Source organism: Castellaniella denitrificans, assembly GCF_027214045.1.
GTDB lineage: Bacteria > Pseudomonadota > Gammaproteobacteria > Burkholderiales > Burkholderiaceae_B > Castellaniella > Castellaniella denitrificans_A.
Map to the genome: position 1 here is coordinate 199,995 of NZ_JAPWHE010000004.1, position 14,599 is coordinate 214,593.

Annotated in this window: 14 protein-coding genes; 9 read left to right on the forward strand and 5 right to left on the reverse strand. The window is 67.9% G+C overall.

Features of this window, described 5'->3' with window-relative positions; genetic code table 11:
* Positions 1-40: 40 nt before the first annotated feature.
* From hpnE to hpnC, 3 genes are read right to left on the reverse strand one after another with little or no spacing between them, the layout of a single operon-like run.
* Positions 41-1,351, reverse strand: a complete 1,311-nt coding sequence (gene hpnE / locus O4H32_RS08170) for a hydroxysqualene dehydroxylase HpnE (RefSeq protein WP_269358093.1) — start codon at positions 1,349-1,351, stop codon at positions 41-43.
* Entirely contained in the window at positions 1,348-2,211 is an 864-nt protein-coding gene (gene hpnD, locus O4H32_RS08175; protein ID WP_269358094.1) for a presqualene diphosphate synthase HpnD, read from the reverse strand. The genes hpnE and hpnD overlap by 4 nt, the downstream gene beginning before the upstream one ends.
* Positions 2,201-3,088 carry a squalene synthase HpnC gene (gene hpnC / locus O4H32_RS08180; protein WP_269358095.1) on the reverse strand — a complete coding sequence of 296 codons (888 nt, stop codon included), beginning with the start codon at positions 3,086-3,088 and terminating at the stop codon, positions 2,201-2,203. The genes hpnD and hpnC overlap by 11 nt, the downstream gene beginning before the upstream one ends.
* 113 nt (positions 3,089-3,201) lie before the next feature.
* Between hpnC and alr the strand changes: the two genes are divergently transcribed.
* The 9 genes from alr (at position 3,202) to O4H32_RS08225 (ending at position 12,164) form a co-directional block, all read left to right on the forward strand.
* Positions 3,202-4,317, forward strand: coding sequence for an alanine racemase (gene alr / locus O4H32_RS08185; protein WP_269358096.1), 1,116 nt, complete (start codon positions 3,202-3,204; stop codon positions 4,315-4,317).
* 22 nt (positions 4,318-4,339) lie between these two features.
* Positions 4,340-5,056, forward strand: a complete 717-nt coding sequence (locus O4H32_RS08190; RefSeq protein ID WP_269358097.1) for an SDR family oxidoreductase — start codon at positions 4,340-4,342, stop codon at positions 5,054-5,056.
* A complete protein-coding gene (gene radA, locus O4H32_RS08195; RefSeq protein WP_269358098.1) occupies positions 5,056-6,414 on the forward strand; it encodes a DNA repair protein RadA in 1,359 nt (452 codons plus the stop codon). Before O4H32_RS08190 ends, radA begins: the two co-directional genes overlap by 1 nt.
* Positions 6,415-6,424: 10 nt before the next feature.
* Positions 6,425-7,201, forward strand: coding sequence for a sulfite exporter TauE/SafE family protein (locus O4H32_RS08200; RefSeq protein ID WP_269358099.1), 777 nt, complete (start codon positions 6,425-6,427; stop codon positions 7,199-7,201).
* Positions 7,202-7,463: 262 nt separating this feature from the next.
* Entirely contained in the window at positions 7,464-8,162 is a 699-nt protein-coding gene (locus tag O4H32_RS08205) for a 3-deoxy-D-manno-octulosonic acid kinase (RefSeq protein WP_269358100.1), read from the forward strand.
* A gap of 14 nt (positions 8,163-8,176) precedes the next feature.
* Entirely contained in the window at positions 8,177-9,274 is a 1,098-nt protein-coding gene (locus tag O4H32_RS08210) for a polyamine ABC transporter substrate-binding protein (RefSeq protein WP_269358101.1), read from the forward strand.
* 5 nt (positions 9,275-9,279) lie between these two features.
* On the forward strand, positions 9,280-10,404 hold the full coding sequence (locus tag O4H32_RS08215) for an ABC transporter ATP-binding protein (protein ID WP_407932635.1): 1,125 nt from the start codon (positions 9,280-9,282) through the stop codon (positions 10,402-10,404).
* A gap of 48 nt (positions 10,405-10,452) precedes the next feature.
* On the forward strand, positions 10,453-11,358 hold the full coding sequence (locus O4H32_RS08220) for an ABC transporter permease subunit (RefSeq protein WP_269358103.1): 906 nt from the start codon (positions 10,453-10,455) through the stop codon (positions 11,356-11,358).
* A complete protein-coding gene (locus O4H32_RS08225) occupies positions 11,355-12,164 on the forward strand; it encodes an ABC transporter permease subunit (protein ID WP_269358116.1) in 810 nt (269 codons plus the stop codon). Before O4H32_RS08220 ends, O4H32_RS08225 begins: the two co-directional genes overlap by 4 nt.
* Here O4H32_RS08225 and O4H32_RS08230 read toward each other — a convergent pair whose 3' ends face one another.
* Positions 12,165-13,640: an inorganic phosphate transporter gene (locus O4H32_RS08230; RefSeq protein WP_269358118.1), complete on the reverse strand. Its 1,476-nt coding sequence runs from the start codon at positions 13,638-13,640 to the stop codon at positions 12,165-12,167.
* A gap of 123 nt (positions 13,641-13,763) precedes the next feature.
* A complete protein-coding gene (locus O4H32_RS08235) occupies positions 13,764-14,573 on the reverse strand; it encodes an EcsC family protein (protein WP_269358120.1) in 810 nt (269 codons plus the stop codon).
* Between the last annotated feature and the right edge of the window lie 26 nt (positions 14,574-14,599).

Here is a 14,599-nt window from a genome sequence, read left to right on the forward strand (position 1 = left end):
GGCGTTGTCCCCGAGGACCATGCAGGCCTTGCCCGCCTGATCAGCGTGATGCCAGGACCGCGTCGGCCGCCCTCAGCCCGCTGCGCACCGCGCCTTCCAGTACGGCCGGGTAGCCGGTGTCGGTCCAGTCGCCCGCCAGCAGCAGGCCTGGCCACGGGGTGATCGCGCCGGGCCGCCGAAGACCCGGTACCGCGTCGAAGGTGGCCCGCCGTTCCGTCACCAGGGCGTGCGTTTCGATTTCCGGCAACGGCGGATGCGGCCCCGCCGCCTGGGTGCGGACCTGTTCGATGACGCCGGCCGCTATGCGCGCCGGATCCCGGCCCGCATAGCGGTCCGCCGTGCCGATGACGACGTGGATCAGCCGCCGTTCGACGTCCGTACGGGCGCTGGCGCTGCGGTCGAAAAGCCATTGACCCCAGGCATCTCGCGCAGGCTCGTCGCGCAGCAGCAGCATGGGGTGGCCCGAATTCCAGGGCCGGGCAAGCCGCAGGGTCAGAGTGCCGATGGCCGAATGCGCGCAGTCCGCCCAGCCGCCCATGAATGCCGTCGCGCCGGGCAGTGACGCCAGCAGGCGCCGGGCCTCGGTGACGGGCACGGCCAGGATCACATGTCCATGCGATTCGTCATCCACCCGCCATCCGCCCGCCGGGTCCGGCGTGATCGCGCGAACCCGGCGGCGCAGCAGATCGCCGCCGAGCAGGGCGCAGACGTGGGCGGGCCAGAGCGCGTGCAGGCCATCCCGGGGGATGAGGATGCGGCTGGCGGCAGGCCCCGCGCCCAGGCTGTCGGCCAGTACCCTGACGAACAGGCGCGCCTGCGCCACGTGCGCCGGGGTGTTCGTGGCCGCCAAGCACAGGGGTTCCCACAGGCGCGTCATCAGTCCGGGCGGGCAGTCCAGGCCGGCCAGCCAGTCCGACACGGCCTCGGACGGATCGACGCGATCCGGGTCCAGGGCATCGAACACCCGGGCCAGGTGGCGGCGGCCTCGCCAGCCATCCAGCCCGTGGCTGCCCAGGAGGACGCCCAGGCGGTGCAGGGGTGGGGGCAGGGGCCAGAAGCGCAGGCTGAGGCTGCCGTCGGCCGATCGCAGCGCCAGATCCTGGGCCATCAGGGCGTGCCCGGGATCCACGCCCAGTTCCCGCATCAGCGCCAGGGTGTCGGCATAGGCGCCCAGCAGAATGTGCTGTCCATTGTCCAGGCTCAGCCCCAGTCCGGGGTGATCGATTCGTCGCGCCCGGCCCCCCGGCGCGGCGGCGGCCTCGTAGACCCGGACGGCGCGGCCCGCCCGCCGCAGGCGCGCGGCGGCGGCCAGTCCTGCCCAGCCGGCGCCGATGACGGCGATGGTGTTCATTGCGCCAATCGGCGCACCAGCCCCCGGCCCCCGCCGACCCAGGTCTTCCAGGCGAGCCAGAATTTGCGGATCGGCGTCAGGGCGATGCGCTGATCGAGCACATGCCAGCCGTCGCGTTCGATCTCGTCGAGCAGGGCGGCATAGATGGCGGCCATCATCAGGCCGGGTCGCTGCGCGCGGCGGTCGGCCTCCGGCAGGGCGCGCATGGCGTCGCGGTACAAACCGCGCGCCCGCGCGGTCTGCTGCAGCATCAGGGCCTGGAACCCTTCGGTGTGGCGGCCATCGAGGATGTCGTCCTGGGTCACGCCATGACGTGCCATGTCGTCGGCCGGCAGGTAGATGCGGCCGCGCCGGGCGTCGTCGCCCACGTCGCGGATGATGTTGGTCATCTGAAAGGCCAGGCCCAGCGTTTCGGCGTATTCCAGCGTGCGCGGGTCTGTGTGGCCGAAGATGCTGGCCGACAGATCGCCCACCACGCCGGCGGCGCGCCAACAGTATTCCCGCAGGGCGGTCCAGTCGGCGTAACGGAACTGGTCCAGGTCCATTTCCATGCCCTCGATCACGGCGTAGAAGGGCTCGGGGCGCAACCCGAAGGCGCGGATGTGGGCGGCCAGGGCGATGGCCACCGGGTGGTCGGGCGTGCCGTCGAACATCAGGCCGACCTGGTCGCGCCACCAGGCGAGCTTCATCCGCGCGACCGAGGCCTCTTCGACCTCGTCCACGATATCGTCCACCTCGCGGCAGAAGGCATAGAGCGCCGTGATGGCACGGCGCCGTTCCGGCGGCAGGAACAGGAAAGCGTAGTAAAAGCTCGAACCGCTGCGGGCGGCTTTCTGCTGGCAGTATTCGTCAGGCGTCATGGTGGCGGAGTGATGCGATGTCCGGGCGCGGCGTAAAGAATGCGCGCCAGCATAGCAGGAAGGCGTCGGCGCGGCCCAGGATGGGCCGGTTGCCCCAAGGGTCGTAGCCGCCCGCCGCCAGCTTGTCGAGTATCCGTAGCCCGCCATGCACCACCAGCCGCAGTTCCAGGCCGATTCGGCCCGGCAGGCGCCAGGCGAGCGGGCTGCCGGCCAGCAGGGCGCGTCGGGCCTGGTCCGCCTGCTCCCGCATCGCGGACCGCCAGGCGGCGGAAGGCGGCGAGGGGGGATCGGCGCACAGCGCGTTCATGTCTTCCGGAGCGAGGCCGTGGCGCGCCAGGCAGTCCAGCGGGATGTAGCAGCGGCCCTTGGCGTGGTCCAGGGCCACATCCTGGCAGAAATTGACCCGCTGCAGCCCGGTGCAGATGGCGTCGGATTGGGCCAGGTCCCCGGGGGCGGTCCGGTCGAACAAATGCAGCATCAGCCGTCCGACCGGGTCGGCCGAGCGGCGGCAATAGTCCAGCAGGGCGGGCTCATCCGCGTAGCGGGTGACACTCAGATCCTGGGTGAAGGCCGACAGCAGATCGAGCAGCGGCTGGATGGGCAGCCGGTGGCGCGCGAGCGTGTCGCCCAGCCGGGCGAAGACCGCCCGGTCGTCGGCGGACAGGGGCGACTGGATCGACCGCCCGGCGCCCAGGTCGCGGACCGCGCCCCGCCAGGCCTCCAGCCGTTCCAGTCGCGCCGCCGGAGCGGCGTCGCCTTCGTCAGCGATGTCGTCCGCGCCGCGCGCGAAAGCGTACAGATCGCGGACCGCCGGACGCAGCCTGGCAGGCAGCAGCAGGGATGCGACGGGGAAGTTTTCGTAGTGATCGACAGCCATGATGAGGCAGTATACTTAGGGCCTTTCCGAGCCGGCAGCCTGACTCCGAACAATTTGTGCCCAGACCCGGTTCCGGGGCAGCCGCTTCACTTGTCCGCTTTCCGGGGGATTTCATGCCGCGTCCGATTCAGGCGACGATCGACACCGAAGCCTTGTCCCACAATCTGGGGACGGTGGCCGATCGCTTGCGGCGGGACGCCTCCGGCGCGGCGCCCTTCATCTGGGCGGTGATCAAGGCGCGCGGCTATGGGCACGGCATCGAGGCCGCGATGGCGGGCTTCGGCGAGGCCGACGGCCTGGCGATGCTGGATCTGGAAGAGGCCGTGCGCTGCCGCGAACTGGGCTGGAACGGTCCACTGCTTCTCCTCGAAGGCTTCTTCGAACCCGGTGATCTCGACGCGCTGGTCCACTACCGGATCGGTGCCGCGCTCCACTGCGCCGAACAGCTGGACATGCTGGAATCGAGTCCGCTGGCCCGGCAGATCGACGTCTTCGTCAAGCTGAACACCGGCATGCACCGGCTGGGGTTCCAGCCGCACGAATTCCGCGCGGCCCGCGATCGCGCTCTGGTCCTGCAGGCCGACGGCGTGCTGGGGCAGGTCGGCGCGATGACCCATTTCGCCCGTGCCGACGACGATGCCGCCGTCACGCAAGCCCAGATCGACTGTTTCCTGCGGACGATCGACGGCCAGGCCGGCCCGGTCAGCCTGTGCAATTCGGCGGCAACGCTGACGCCCGGGCTGGCGGCGGGGATCGCCGCGGGCCCCCAATGGGTGCGTCCCGGTATCTGCCTGTACGGATCCTCGCCCTTCGCCGACCGGCCGGCCGACGTGTTCGGCCTGCGTCCCGCCATGACCCTGTCCGCCCGGCTGATTGGCGCGCATCGGGTGCCGGCGGGCGAATCGGTGGGTTATGGGCACACGTTCCGCGCCCCTCGCGACATGCGGATCGGCATCGTCGCCTGTGGCTATGCCGACGGCTATCCGCGCCATGCGCCGACCGGGACGCCGGTTTCGGTGGGCGGGACGCGCACCCGTCTGGTCGGGCGCGTGTCCATGGACATGCTGGCCGTGGACCTGGACCCCGTGCCCGACGCGGCGGTGGGTACCCCGGTCGTGTTGTGGGGACGGGACGGCCCGTCCGTGGACGAGGTTGCCGCCGCCTGCGGCACCATCGGTTACGAACTGCTCACCGCCGTGACCCCCCGGGTGCCGCGTCGCGTCCTGTGAATTCCGGCCAGAGGAACTTTCCATGAAGAACAGTTGTGTGCTCGTCACCGGCGCGACCAAGGGCATTGGCTGGGCAGTCAGCCAGCGTCTGGCGGACCAGGGTTGCCACGTCGTCGGCCTGGCCCGGCACGTGGCCGACATCGATTTTCCCGGCTACCTGTATGCCTGCGACCTGGCCAATGCCGGCGAGACCGAGGAGCTGCTGCGCGTCATCCGTGAAAAGTATCCGGTCGACGCCGTGGTGAACTGCGTGGGGCCGGCGATGCCGGAACCCCTGGGCGAGGTCGATCTGGCGTCGCTCTACCAGGCCTTCGATCTGAACGTCCGCGTGGCGGTGCAGGCGGTGCAGGCCTTCGTGCCCGGCATGAGGGCCCGCAAGTCCGGCCGCATCGTCAATCTGTGCGGCCGGGTGGTGCATGGCCAGGCCGGGCACACCAGCTATGCGGCGGCCAAGAGCGCGCTGCTGGGCTGTACGCGCACCTGGGCCCTGGAATTGGCGCCCTACGGCGTCACGGTCAACGCGGTCTCGCCCGGCCCGGTGGAGACCGGCCTGTTTCGCGCCGAATGCCCCGTCGGCAGCGACGCTGAAAAGACCGTGCTGGCGACGATCCCCATGGGGCGCCTGGCCCAGGCCGACGAGGTCGCCGCCGCCGTGGTGTTCCTGCTCGGCGACGGAGCGGCATTCATCACCGGCCAGGAAATCGGCGTGGATGGCGGCGGCAGCCTGGCGGGCCGCTGATGGCCAAGGCCCGGACCCTGTTCCTCTGTTCGGATTGCGGCGGCACCGCCGCCAAATGGGAAGGCCGCTGCCCGCATTGCGGCGCCTGGAACACGCTCCAGGAAACCCGCGAATCCCCGACGGCGGCATCAGGCCACCGTTACGCGCCGCTGGCCGCCTCCACCCCGGTGCGCCGCCTGGCCGACATCGAGGCCCGCGAACAGGCCCGCAACCCCACGGGCATCGAGGAATTCGACCGCGTCCTGGGCGGCGGTCTGGTGGCCGGCGCCGTGGTGTTGATCGGCGGCGACCCGGGGATCGGCAAATCGACCTTGTTGCTGCAGGCGCTGGCCAGTCTGTCCGAACGCGGTCCGGTGCTCTACGTGACCGGCGAGGAATCCGCCGAACAGGTCGCCCTGCGCGCCCAGCGCCTGGGCGTGTCGGGCGATGGCGTGGACCTGCTGGCCGAGATCCGCCTGGAACAGATCACCCAGGCCCTGGTCGAGCGCCAGCCCGGCGTGGCCGTGATCGACTCGATCCAGACCCTGTATTCCGGTGAGCTGACCGCGGCGCCCGGCTCGGTGTCGCAGGTGCGTGAATGCGCGGCCCAGTTGACCCGCATCGCCAAGCAGACCGGCGTCACCCTGATCCTGATCGGCCACGTTACCAAGGACGGCGCGTTGGCCGGCCCGCGCGTGCTGGAGCACATCGTCGACACCGTGCTGTACTTCGAGGGCGACACCCATTCCTCGTTCCGCCTGGTGCGTGCCATCAAGAACCGCTTTGGCGCCGTCAACGAACTGGGTGTGTTCGCCATGACCGACCGCGGCCTGCGTGGCGTCAGCAATCCGTCCGCGCTGTTCCTCGCAGGGCATTCCAGGGACGTCGCCGGTTCCTGCGTCATGGCCACCCAGGAAGGCACCCGGCCGCTGCTGGTCGAGGTCCAGGCTTTGGTGGACACGGCCCACGTGCCCAATCCTCGCCGTCTGTCCGTCGGCCTGGAAAGCAGCCGCCTTGCCATGCTGCTGGCCGTGTTGCACCGCCATGCGGGGGTCGCCACCTACGACCAGGACGTCTTCGTCAACGCCGTCGGCGGGGTTCGCATCATGGAGCCGGCCGCCGACCTGGCCGTGGCCCTGGCGATCCTGTCGTCCATGCGTGACCGTCCGTTGCCGGCGGGCCTGCTGGCCTTCGGCGAGATCGGCCTGGCGGGCGAGATCCGCCCGGCTCCGCGCGGGCAGGAACGCCTCCGCGAAGCCGCCAAACTGGGTTTCGAGCAGGCCGTCGTGCCGCGCGCCAACCTGCCGCGCCAGCCCATCGAGGGGTTGATCATCCGGGCCGTCGACCGCGTCGAGGACGTGCTCGGCGTGTTGTCCTGAGAGGCCCGCGATGGACGGTTTCTGGCTGATTTCCGCCTGTCTCGCGGCGGGCGGCCTGATCGGGTTTTCCGGCGGCGTGCTGGGAATCGGCGGCGGTCTGTTCGCCATTCCCCTGCTGGGGCTGATCCTGGGCTACGAGCAGCAGGCGGCCCAGGGAACCGCGCTCATCATGGTGTTGCCGGCCATCCTGCTGACTTTGCGCAAATACCACCAGCGCGCACCCATCGACTGGCGTTCGGCGGCGGCTGGCGCCGTCAGTTCCATCGTGTGCACCTGGATCGGCGCCCGGATCGCACTGGGACTGGACCCCTGGCTTCTGCGACGCATCTACGCGGGCTTCGTGTTCCTGATCGCTGTGTTCTATTTCCGCGAGAGCCTGGGGCGCCGCGCCCGGCCCAGGCCGGCCGCGTTCTACCGCGAGGTCGGCCAAGTGCGCAAGCTTTGGTATTTCTGCGTCGGTGTCTGCGCCGGACTGGCCGGCGGGATCTTCGGCGTGGGCGGCGCCGTGCTGGCGGTGCCTTTCCTGACCTCGTTCTTTCACCTGCGCCAGACCTCGGCCCAGGCGGTGGCGCTGGCGATGATCGTGCCGGGCACCTGCGTGGCGCTGGCGACCTATGCCTGGCATGGCCAGGCGCACGGCCTGGTGGGCATTCCCCTGGCTGTCGGAAGCCTGCTGTGCGTGCCCTATGGGGTGCGCCTGGCCTACGCGCTGCCCGAGGCGCGCCTGAAACTGATCTTCGCTTGCATGCTGCTGGTCATCATGGGCCTCCTGCTGATGCGGGGATGAGATCGGACATGGAACAGTCCCTGCGGACTGTTCCATGCCGATCGAATCCGAGTGCCTTGCAAGGCACGAGGTGGAGGGATGTTTCATGTTGGGATGTTCCATGCCGATCGAATCCGAGTGCCTTGCAAGGCACGAGGTGGAGGGATGTTTCATGTTGGGATGTTCCATGCCGATCGAATCCGAGTGCCTTGCAAGGCACGAGGTGGAGGGATGTTTCATGTCGGGATGGGCCATGCCGATCGAATCCAAGGAGACAGGAATCATGAATTGCATTTCGCCGGGCTGGGTGACACACCAATTCGCCGGCGGCGCATTCTGCGTGCCCGCGCGCTTCGCGGACCAGGCGGATCCCGGCTGGTTCGACGCCCGCCGGCCCGATGCCGAGCCGGTGGGCGAGGGCGGCCGCCAGGCCGCCTGGTTCGTCGACGGCTCCCACGGCCCCGCCGTCCTGCGCCACTACCGGCGCGGCGGCCTGCGCGCCCGGATGGGGGGGCGCCAGTCCTACCTGTGGCTGGGCGAATCCAGGGTGCGTGCCTTTGCCGAAGTCCGGGTGCTGGATCATCTGCGCCGGGCCGGGCTGCGCGTGCCCGAGCCGTTGGGCGCGGCGTACTGGCGCCCGGCCGCTTCCCCGTTCTACCGCAACGCCATCCTGATCGCTCGGGTCGAGGGTGCGCAGACCCTGGCCGGCCGCCTGGACCGGGCCGATCCCGCCGCCGTCGCGCAGGCCATCGCCGCGATGCACACCGCCGGCGTCTGGCATGCGGACTTGAACGCCTACAACATCTTGTTCGACGTCGACGACCAGGTCTGGCTGATCGATTTCGATCGTGCGCGCCTGGGTGTGGTGTCCCCGGGACAGGCGTCAAAAAACCGGTTGCGCCTGCGGCGGTCTTTGGTTAAGGTAGCCGGCGCGCGCGGAGCGCAGTGGTGGGATGCTATGTCCCGTTGTTTACCTCCATGATAGGGGCCCATGCCATGAAAATCGGCACCGTACACACCCTGTTGGCCGCCGCCGCGTTGATCGCCGCGGTTCCGGCGAACGCCCAGGATCGCGTCGTCAACGTCTACAACTGGGCCGAATACACCGCGCCCGACACCCTGTCCGGTTTCGAAAAAACCACCGGCATCAAGATCCGCTACGACGTCTACGACACCAACGACACGCTCCAGGCCAAGCTGCTGACGGGCAAGTCGGGCTACGACGTGGTCGTGCCGTCCACGCATTACGCCGCTCGTCAGATCCAGGGCGGCCTGTTCCAGAAGCTGGACCGCTCCAAGATCCCCAACTGGCAATATCTGGACCCGGACCTGATGGCCCTGGTCGCCACGGTCGATCCCGGCAACCAGTACCTGGTCCCCTGGGGCTACGGAACCAACGGCCTGGGCTACAACGTCACCAAGGTGCGCGAACTCATGGGCCAGGACGCGCCCCTGAATTCCTGGGACATGCTGTTCAAGCCTGAAAACGCGGCCAAGCTGCAGTCCTGCGGCATTTCCATTCTGGACGAGGCCGCGCAGGTCTTCCCGGCCGTGCTGCATTATCTGGGCAAGGATCCCAACAGCAGTGATCCCAAGGACTACGAGGCCGCGCTGGCCCTGCTGAAGTCCATCCGCCCCTACGTGCGCCAGTTCAGCTCCTCGGGCTACATCGACGAATTGGCCTCGGGCGGCCTGTGCATGGTCTATGGCTTTTCGGGCGATGTGATGATCGCCTCGTCCCGCGCGAAGGAAGCCAAGAAATCCTATGCCATCGACTACTATATTCCCGATGGCGGGGCGCCGGTCTGGTTCGACACCATGGCTATTCCCAAGAGCGCCGAGCACGTGGACGAGGCGCACGCCTTCATCAACTACATCGAGACGCCCCAGGTGCATGCGGCGATCACCAACACCATGTATTACCCCAACGCCAACAAAGAGGCGCGCAAGTACGTGGTCGATGAGGTCGCGAGCAATCCCATGATCTACCCCCCGGCGGAAGTCTCCCGCACGCTGTTCGTCATCAAGCCGCAGCCCCTGAACATCCTGCGCCTGCAGACGCAGATGTGGGCGCAGCTCAAGACCGGGCGCTGACGGCGATGCAGGATCCGCGCGGCATGTCTCGCCAGGGCGAGGCCGACGACTTCGTCCGCATGGAGGACGTCGTCAAGATCTTCGGCGATACGGTGGCGGTCAAATCCGTCTCCCTGTCGGTGCGGCGGCACGAGATCTTCGCCCTGCTGGGCAGCTCGGGCTGCGGGAAATCGACTTTGCTGCGCATGCTGGCGGGTTTCGAGGAACCCACGTCCGGGCGCATCATCCTGGACGACGAGGACATCACGGCGCTGCCGCCGCATCGCCGGCCGGTCAACATGATGTTCCAGTCCTACGCGCTGTTCCCGCACATGTCGGTCGAGGCCAACGTCGCCTTCGGTCTGAAGCAGGAAGGCGTGCCGCGCCACGAGATCCACGAGCGTGTGTTCGAGGCCCTGGACCTGGTGCAGATGGCCGGCTACGCGCGCCGCCGACCGCACCAGCTCTCCGGCGGCCAGCAGCAGCGCGTGGCCCTGGCGCGCAGCCTGGTCAAGCGACCCAAGCTGCTGCTGCTCGACGAGCCGATGTCGGCGCTGGACAAGCAGATCCGCCAGGCCACGCAGATCGAACTGGTGAGGATTCTGGGTCAGGTCGGCGTCACTTGCATCATGGTCACGCACGACCAGGAAGAGGCCATGACCATGGCCAGCCGCCTGGCGGTCATGACCGAGGGCCAGATTGTCCAGTGCGGCACGCCGCACGACGTGTACACGTTTCCCAGCACACGCTTCGTCGCCGGCTTCATCGGTTCCACCAATCTGTTCACCGGCACCATCGTGGTCGACGAGCCCGATCACGTGCTGATCGAGACCGATGCGCTGTCTCGACCGCTCTACGTCAGCCACGGCATCAGCGAGCCACTGGGCATGGAGGTCCACGTCTCCATCCGGCCCGAGCAGATCCGCGTCGGCCGCCAGGCGCCCGAAGCCGAGTCCAACTGGGGGCATGGCATGGTGTCGCATGTCGCCTGGATGGGCAGCACCACCCGTTACCAGATCCGTCTGGACGCCGGCCAGACCATCGAGGCCAGCGTGCCCAGCCTGGACTGGAGCCAGTCCGACGCGCCCGGCGTGGACGAAGAAGTCTACGTCACCTGGTCCCACGACGCCGGGACCGTGCTGGCCTCCTGAGGACCGCCGGTTCCGCGCTTTCACCGATCCCAGCGTCCGGAGACGCCGATGCATCTGAAACTTCCCGGTCATCGCCCCAGCGCCCGCCAGTTCGCCATCGGCGTACCTTTTGTCTGGCTGGCGCTTTTCCTGCTGGTGCCCTTCCTGCTGGTGTTGAAGATCAGCCTGTCCGACTTGCAGTTCGGCATTCCGCCCTATACGCCGATCGCCACGCTGCAGGACGAAACGCTGTCTCTGGCGCTGCACCTGCGCGGCTATGTGCTGCTGTTCACCGACAGCCTCTACGCGGCCGTGTACCTGAATTCCGTGAAGATTGCGCTGGTCACGACCGTCTGCTGCGCGCTGATCGGGTACCCCATGGCCTACCACATCGCCCGCGCGCGTCCGGAGATCCGCAACCTGCTGCTGCTGGGCGTGATCCTGCCGTTCTGGACTTCGTTGCTGCTGCGCGTGTACGCCTGGGTCGGCATCCTGCGCAACGACGGCTTGCTGAATCACCTGCTGATGAGCCTGGGGCTGATCGATGCGCCGCTGGAGATTTACCGCACCGACCTGGCCGTCTACATCGGCCTGGTCTATGCCTATCTGCCTTTCTTCATCCTGCCGTTGTACGCCAACCTGGTGAAGCTGGACCACCGCCTGCTCGAAGCCGCCTACGACCTGGGCGCGCGGCCCTGGAACGCGTTCCTGCGGATCACGTTGCCGCTGTCGATGCCCGGCGTGGTGGCGGGCGCCATGCTGGTGTTCATCCCCTCGGTGGGAGAATACGTCATCCCCGAGATGCTGGGCGGGGCCAACACCCTGATGATGGGGCGCGTGATGTGGAACGAGTTCTTCAACAACGCCGACTGGCCGATGGCTGCGGCCGTGACCTGCGTGATGGTCCTGCTGCTGCTCGTCCCTCTGTCCATCTTCCAGTACAACCAGGCCCGGCAATTGGGGGGACGGTCATGAGGCGCGGCGGCGGCTGGTTCCGCTTTCTGACGCTGGTGGTCGGCTACGGCTTTCTGTACGTGCCGATCGCCTGCCTGATGGTGTTCTCCTTCAACGATTCCACGCTGATGACTTCCTGGTCGGGCTTCTCGTTGCGCTGGTACGGAGAACTGTTCCAGGACGATGCCTTGCTGGCGGCGGCGAAGCTGTCTCTGCTGATCGCCACCCTGACCGCCACGGCGGCGGTGGCCATCGGCACCTGGGCCGGCTACGTGCTGGCTCGCATGGGGCGGTTCCGGGGCTTCGGCCTGTACATCGGCATGCTCAGCGCTCCGCTGGTCATGCCCGAGGTCGTGCTGGGCATTTCGCTGTTGCTGATGTTCGTCGAGATGTCCAAGGTGTTCGGCTGGCCCGACGGCAACGGCATGTTCACCATCTGGGTGGGGCACGTGACCCTGTGCACGGCTTACGTCGCTGTCATCATCCAGTCACGGGTGCGCGACCTGGACCGCTCGCTGGAAGAGGCCGCCCTGGACCTGGGGGCTTCGCCGCTGCGGGTGTTTTTCCAGATCACGCTGCCCCTGATCGCTCCGGCCCTGCTGGCCGCGTGGCTGCTGTCCTTCACCCTGTCGCTGGATGACGTGGTGGTGGCGTCCTTCCTGTCCGGGCCGGGTTATACGACCCTGCCGCTGGAAGTCTTCTCCCGAGTGCGCCTGGGCCTGAAGCCCGAGATCAACGCCCTGGCGACCTTGTTCATGGTGGCTGTGGGCGTGGTCGTCGTGGCGGTCAACCGCATGCAGATCCAGGCGGCGAAGCGGGCGGGGTAGTCACACGCCCAACAGCCAGACCGCCGCGCTGAACAAGCCCGCGGACAGCAGCATGCTGGCCGGAAAAGTCAGCACCCAGGCGAGCAGGATGTTGCGCACGGTCCTTGCGTGCAGGCCGCTCTGGTTGGCGACCATGGTGCCGGCCACGCCGGAGGACAGGACCTGGGTGGTCGAGACCGGCAGACTGAACAGATTGGCCACGCCGATGGCGCCGACGGCGGTGATCTGCGCGGCCATCCCCTGGGCGTAGGTCATGCCCTGCCTGCCGATTTTTTCGCCCACGGTCAACACCACGCGTCGCCAGCCCACCATGGTGCCGATGCCCAGGGCCAAGGCGACCGCGACGATCACCCAGAGCGGCGCGTACTCCGTCGTCACGCTCAGGTCGGCGCGCAGGCGCCGCAGATCGGCCTGTTCGTGAACGGGCAGTGTGCCCAGACCGGCCACTTTGCGGGCGGTGTCGTCCAGGCAGAGCAGGGCGCGGCGCATGCGTCCGCGCGTCTCGGGCGGCAGGTCGTCATAGGCGCGCACGCCGTCGAGGTTGCGGCGCACTGTCTGAATGGTGGTCAGGGTGTTCTTCGGATCGCAGTGAAGGGATTGAGGCAGGTCGGTGCCGGGCGGACGGTCGAGCGCCAGATAGTCCCCCAGGGTGTCCGCATTGCGCAGGTAGAGGTCGCTCAGGTGGCCGGCGGCGTCGTAAGTGCGCTGGATCTGGTAGGGCGTGCTGGCGGGATCCAGCACGAATTTGGCCGGCACGATGCCGATGAGCACCAGCATGATCAGGCCGATGCCTTTCTGGCCGTCGTTGGAGCCGTGCACGAAGCTGACGCTCATGGCTGACAAAACCAGCACCAGCCGGTTCCAGAACGGCGGGTGTTTCTTATTGTCGATGGCGCGGCGTTCTTCGGGTGTCTTGTGCATCTTCGAGTCCGCGAACAGCCTCTTGAACCCCAGCAGCAGCAGCGCCGCGACGATGAAACCGGCCAGGGGCGACAGGAGCAGCGACAGGCCGATGTCGATGGCCTTGCCCCAGTTGATGCCCGCATTCACGGGCAGTCCGGTGAGCAAGGCGTTGGCCAGACCCACGCCCAGGATCGCACCGATCAACGCATGCGAACTGGAGGCCGGGATGCCGAAATACCAGGTGCCGAAGTTCCAGGCGATGGCGGCGACCAGCATCGAGAACACCATCACCTGGCTGCGTCCGCTGTCCAGATTGAGCAGCAGTTCCACAGGAAGCAGATGGACGATGGCGTAGGCCACCCCCACGCCGCCGAGCAGCACGCCCAGGAAGTTGCAGATGCCTGAGAAGAGCACCGCCAGATGCGGCGGCATGGCCTTGGTGTAGATGACCGTGGCGACGGCGTTGGCGGTGTCGTGAAAGCCGTTGATGAATTCAAAGACCAGGACGAGGGCCAGCGCGAGAACCAGGCTGAGCCCTACCGTGAGGGACAGGCCGGAGAATAGGTCGAGCATGATGGGGGAATATTCGGAAGACGCGGAATTATTGCAAATTTGTGAAGGAACGTTTGAATAACCCTTCGGCGTGTCCTCGCGGCCGCGCCCGTGCCGGCCGGAACACCGGCGTTTTCGCGGTAATCAGTCTTTGCCGCGTTGGTCCAGGCTTTCGTACGCCAGCCGCACGGCTTCTTCCCCATAGTGCCGGTCCAGCCGGCGCATGATGAAATGGCCGCGGGCCATGTCCTGGAAGTGGTCGATGAACAGGGTGTTGATCAGGGCGCCGCCGGCCGCGCCGAGGGCGGGGATGGCCTGCGCGGCGGCTTTTTCCGTGATCTGGATGCCGAATCGCTCCGCCACCAGGGTGATCAGGCGCATCAGGGCGGGGGGGGCGGCCTTTTCGACGGCGATGCGGCCGCCGGCGTACTCGGCGGCCTGGCTGACGGCGTGCGCCAGCGCCGCGCGGACGACGTAGTAGCCGCTTTCTGCGCCGTCGTCGGACTCGTTCGCTCCGCCCAGGGCGAAAACCTCCAGGCAGGCGAGCCGGGTGTCCGGGGCGACCAGCGATTCGCCTTCGCTGCGGGCGATGTCCGCGATTGAACGCATCATGATCGTGGTGGAAATCGGCAACTCCACCGCCAGACCGGCCAGGCCGAAGAATCCACCGGCGCCGCCGGTGGCGGCTGCGCCGAGCTTGTGCCACTGGTTCGAGCTCACGCCCCCGGGCTTGTCCGTGAGCGTGAACAGGGCGGCGTCGGCGGCCTTGCTCAGGGCCAGCCGGGTGGCCTGGCCGATCCGGGCGTTCCAGCTCGCGGGCAGCCGGTCCAGGAATTTCTCGACGGGGGCGCCGATCAGGTTCGTGATGCGCGCGGCAAGGCCCGGATTTTCCAGCAGGGCGTGGGCCTGGCGCAGGGCGTCGAGGTCGGCGGGGGAAAGGCGCGTGTCTTCCATGGATGAAGTGGCGGAGTCTGCGTGAA

What these genes read in the sequence shown, in the direction of transcription:
- O4H32_RS08205 (WP_269358100.1), top strand. Translation starts at nt 7,464, where the DNA reads ATGAATTGCATTTCGCCGGGCTGGGTGACACACCAATTCGCCGGCGGC.
- hpnE (WP_269358093.1), bottom strand. Translation starts at nt 1,351, where the DNA reads ATGAACACCATCGCCGTCATCGGCGCCGGCTGGGCAGGACTGGCCGCC.
- O4H32_RS08210 (WP_269358101.1), top strand. Translation starts at nt 8,177, where the DNA reads ATGAAAATCGGCACCGTACACACCCTGTTGGCCGCCGCCGCGTTGATC.
- hpnD (WP_269358094.1), bottom strand. Translation starts at nt 2,211, where the DNA reads ATGACGCCTGACGAATACTGCCAGCAGAAAGCCGCCCGCAGCGGTTCG.
- O4H32_RS08200 (WP_269358099.1), top strand. Translation starts at nt 6,425, where the DNA reads ATGGACGGTTTCTGGCTGATTTCCGCCTGTCTCGCGGCGGGCGGCCTG.
- alr (WP_269358096.1), top strand. Translation starts at nt 3,202, where the DNA reads ATGCCGCGTCCGATTCAGGCGACGATCGACACCGAAGCCTTGTCCCAC.
- O4H32_RS08235 (WP_269358120.1), bottom strand. Translation starts at nt 14,573, where the DNA reads ATGGAAGACACGCGCCTTTCCCCCGCCGACCTCGACGCCCTGCGCCAG.
- O4H32_RS08225 (WP_269358116.1), top strand. Translation starts at nt 11,355, where the DNA reads ATGAGGCGCGGCGGCGGCTGGTTCCGCTTTCTGACGCTGGTGGTCGGC.
- O4H32_RS08190 (WP_269358097.1), top strand. Translation starts at nt 4,340, where the DNA reads ATGAAGAACAGTTGTGTGCTCGTCACCGGCGCGACCAAGGGCATTGGC.
- hpnC (WP_269358095.1), bottom strand. Translation starts at nt 3,088, where the DNA reads ATGGCTGTCGATCACTACGAAAACTTCCCCGTCGCATCCCTGCTGCTG.
- O4H32_RS08220 (WP_269358103.1), top strand. Translation starts at nt 10,453, where the DNA reads ATGCATCTGAAACTTCCCGGTCATCGCCCCAGCGCCCGCCAGTTCGCC.
- O4H32_RS08230 (WP_269358118.1), bottom strand. Translation starts at nt 13,640, where the DNA reads ATGCTCGACCTATTCTCCGGCCTGTCCCTCACGGTAGGGCTCAGCCTG.
- radA (WP_269358098.1), top strand. Translation starts at nt 5,056, where the DNA reads ATGGCCAAGGCCCGGACCCTGTTCCTCTGTTCGGATTGCGGCGGCACC.
- O4H32_RS08215 (WP_407932635.1), top strand. Translation starts at nt 9,280, where the DNA reads ATGCAGGATCCGCGCGGCATGTCTCGCCAGGGCGAGGCCGACGACTTC.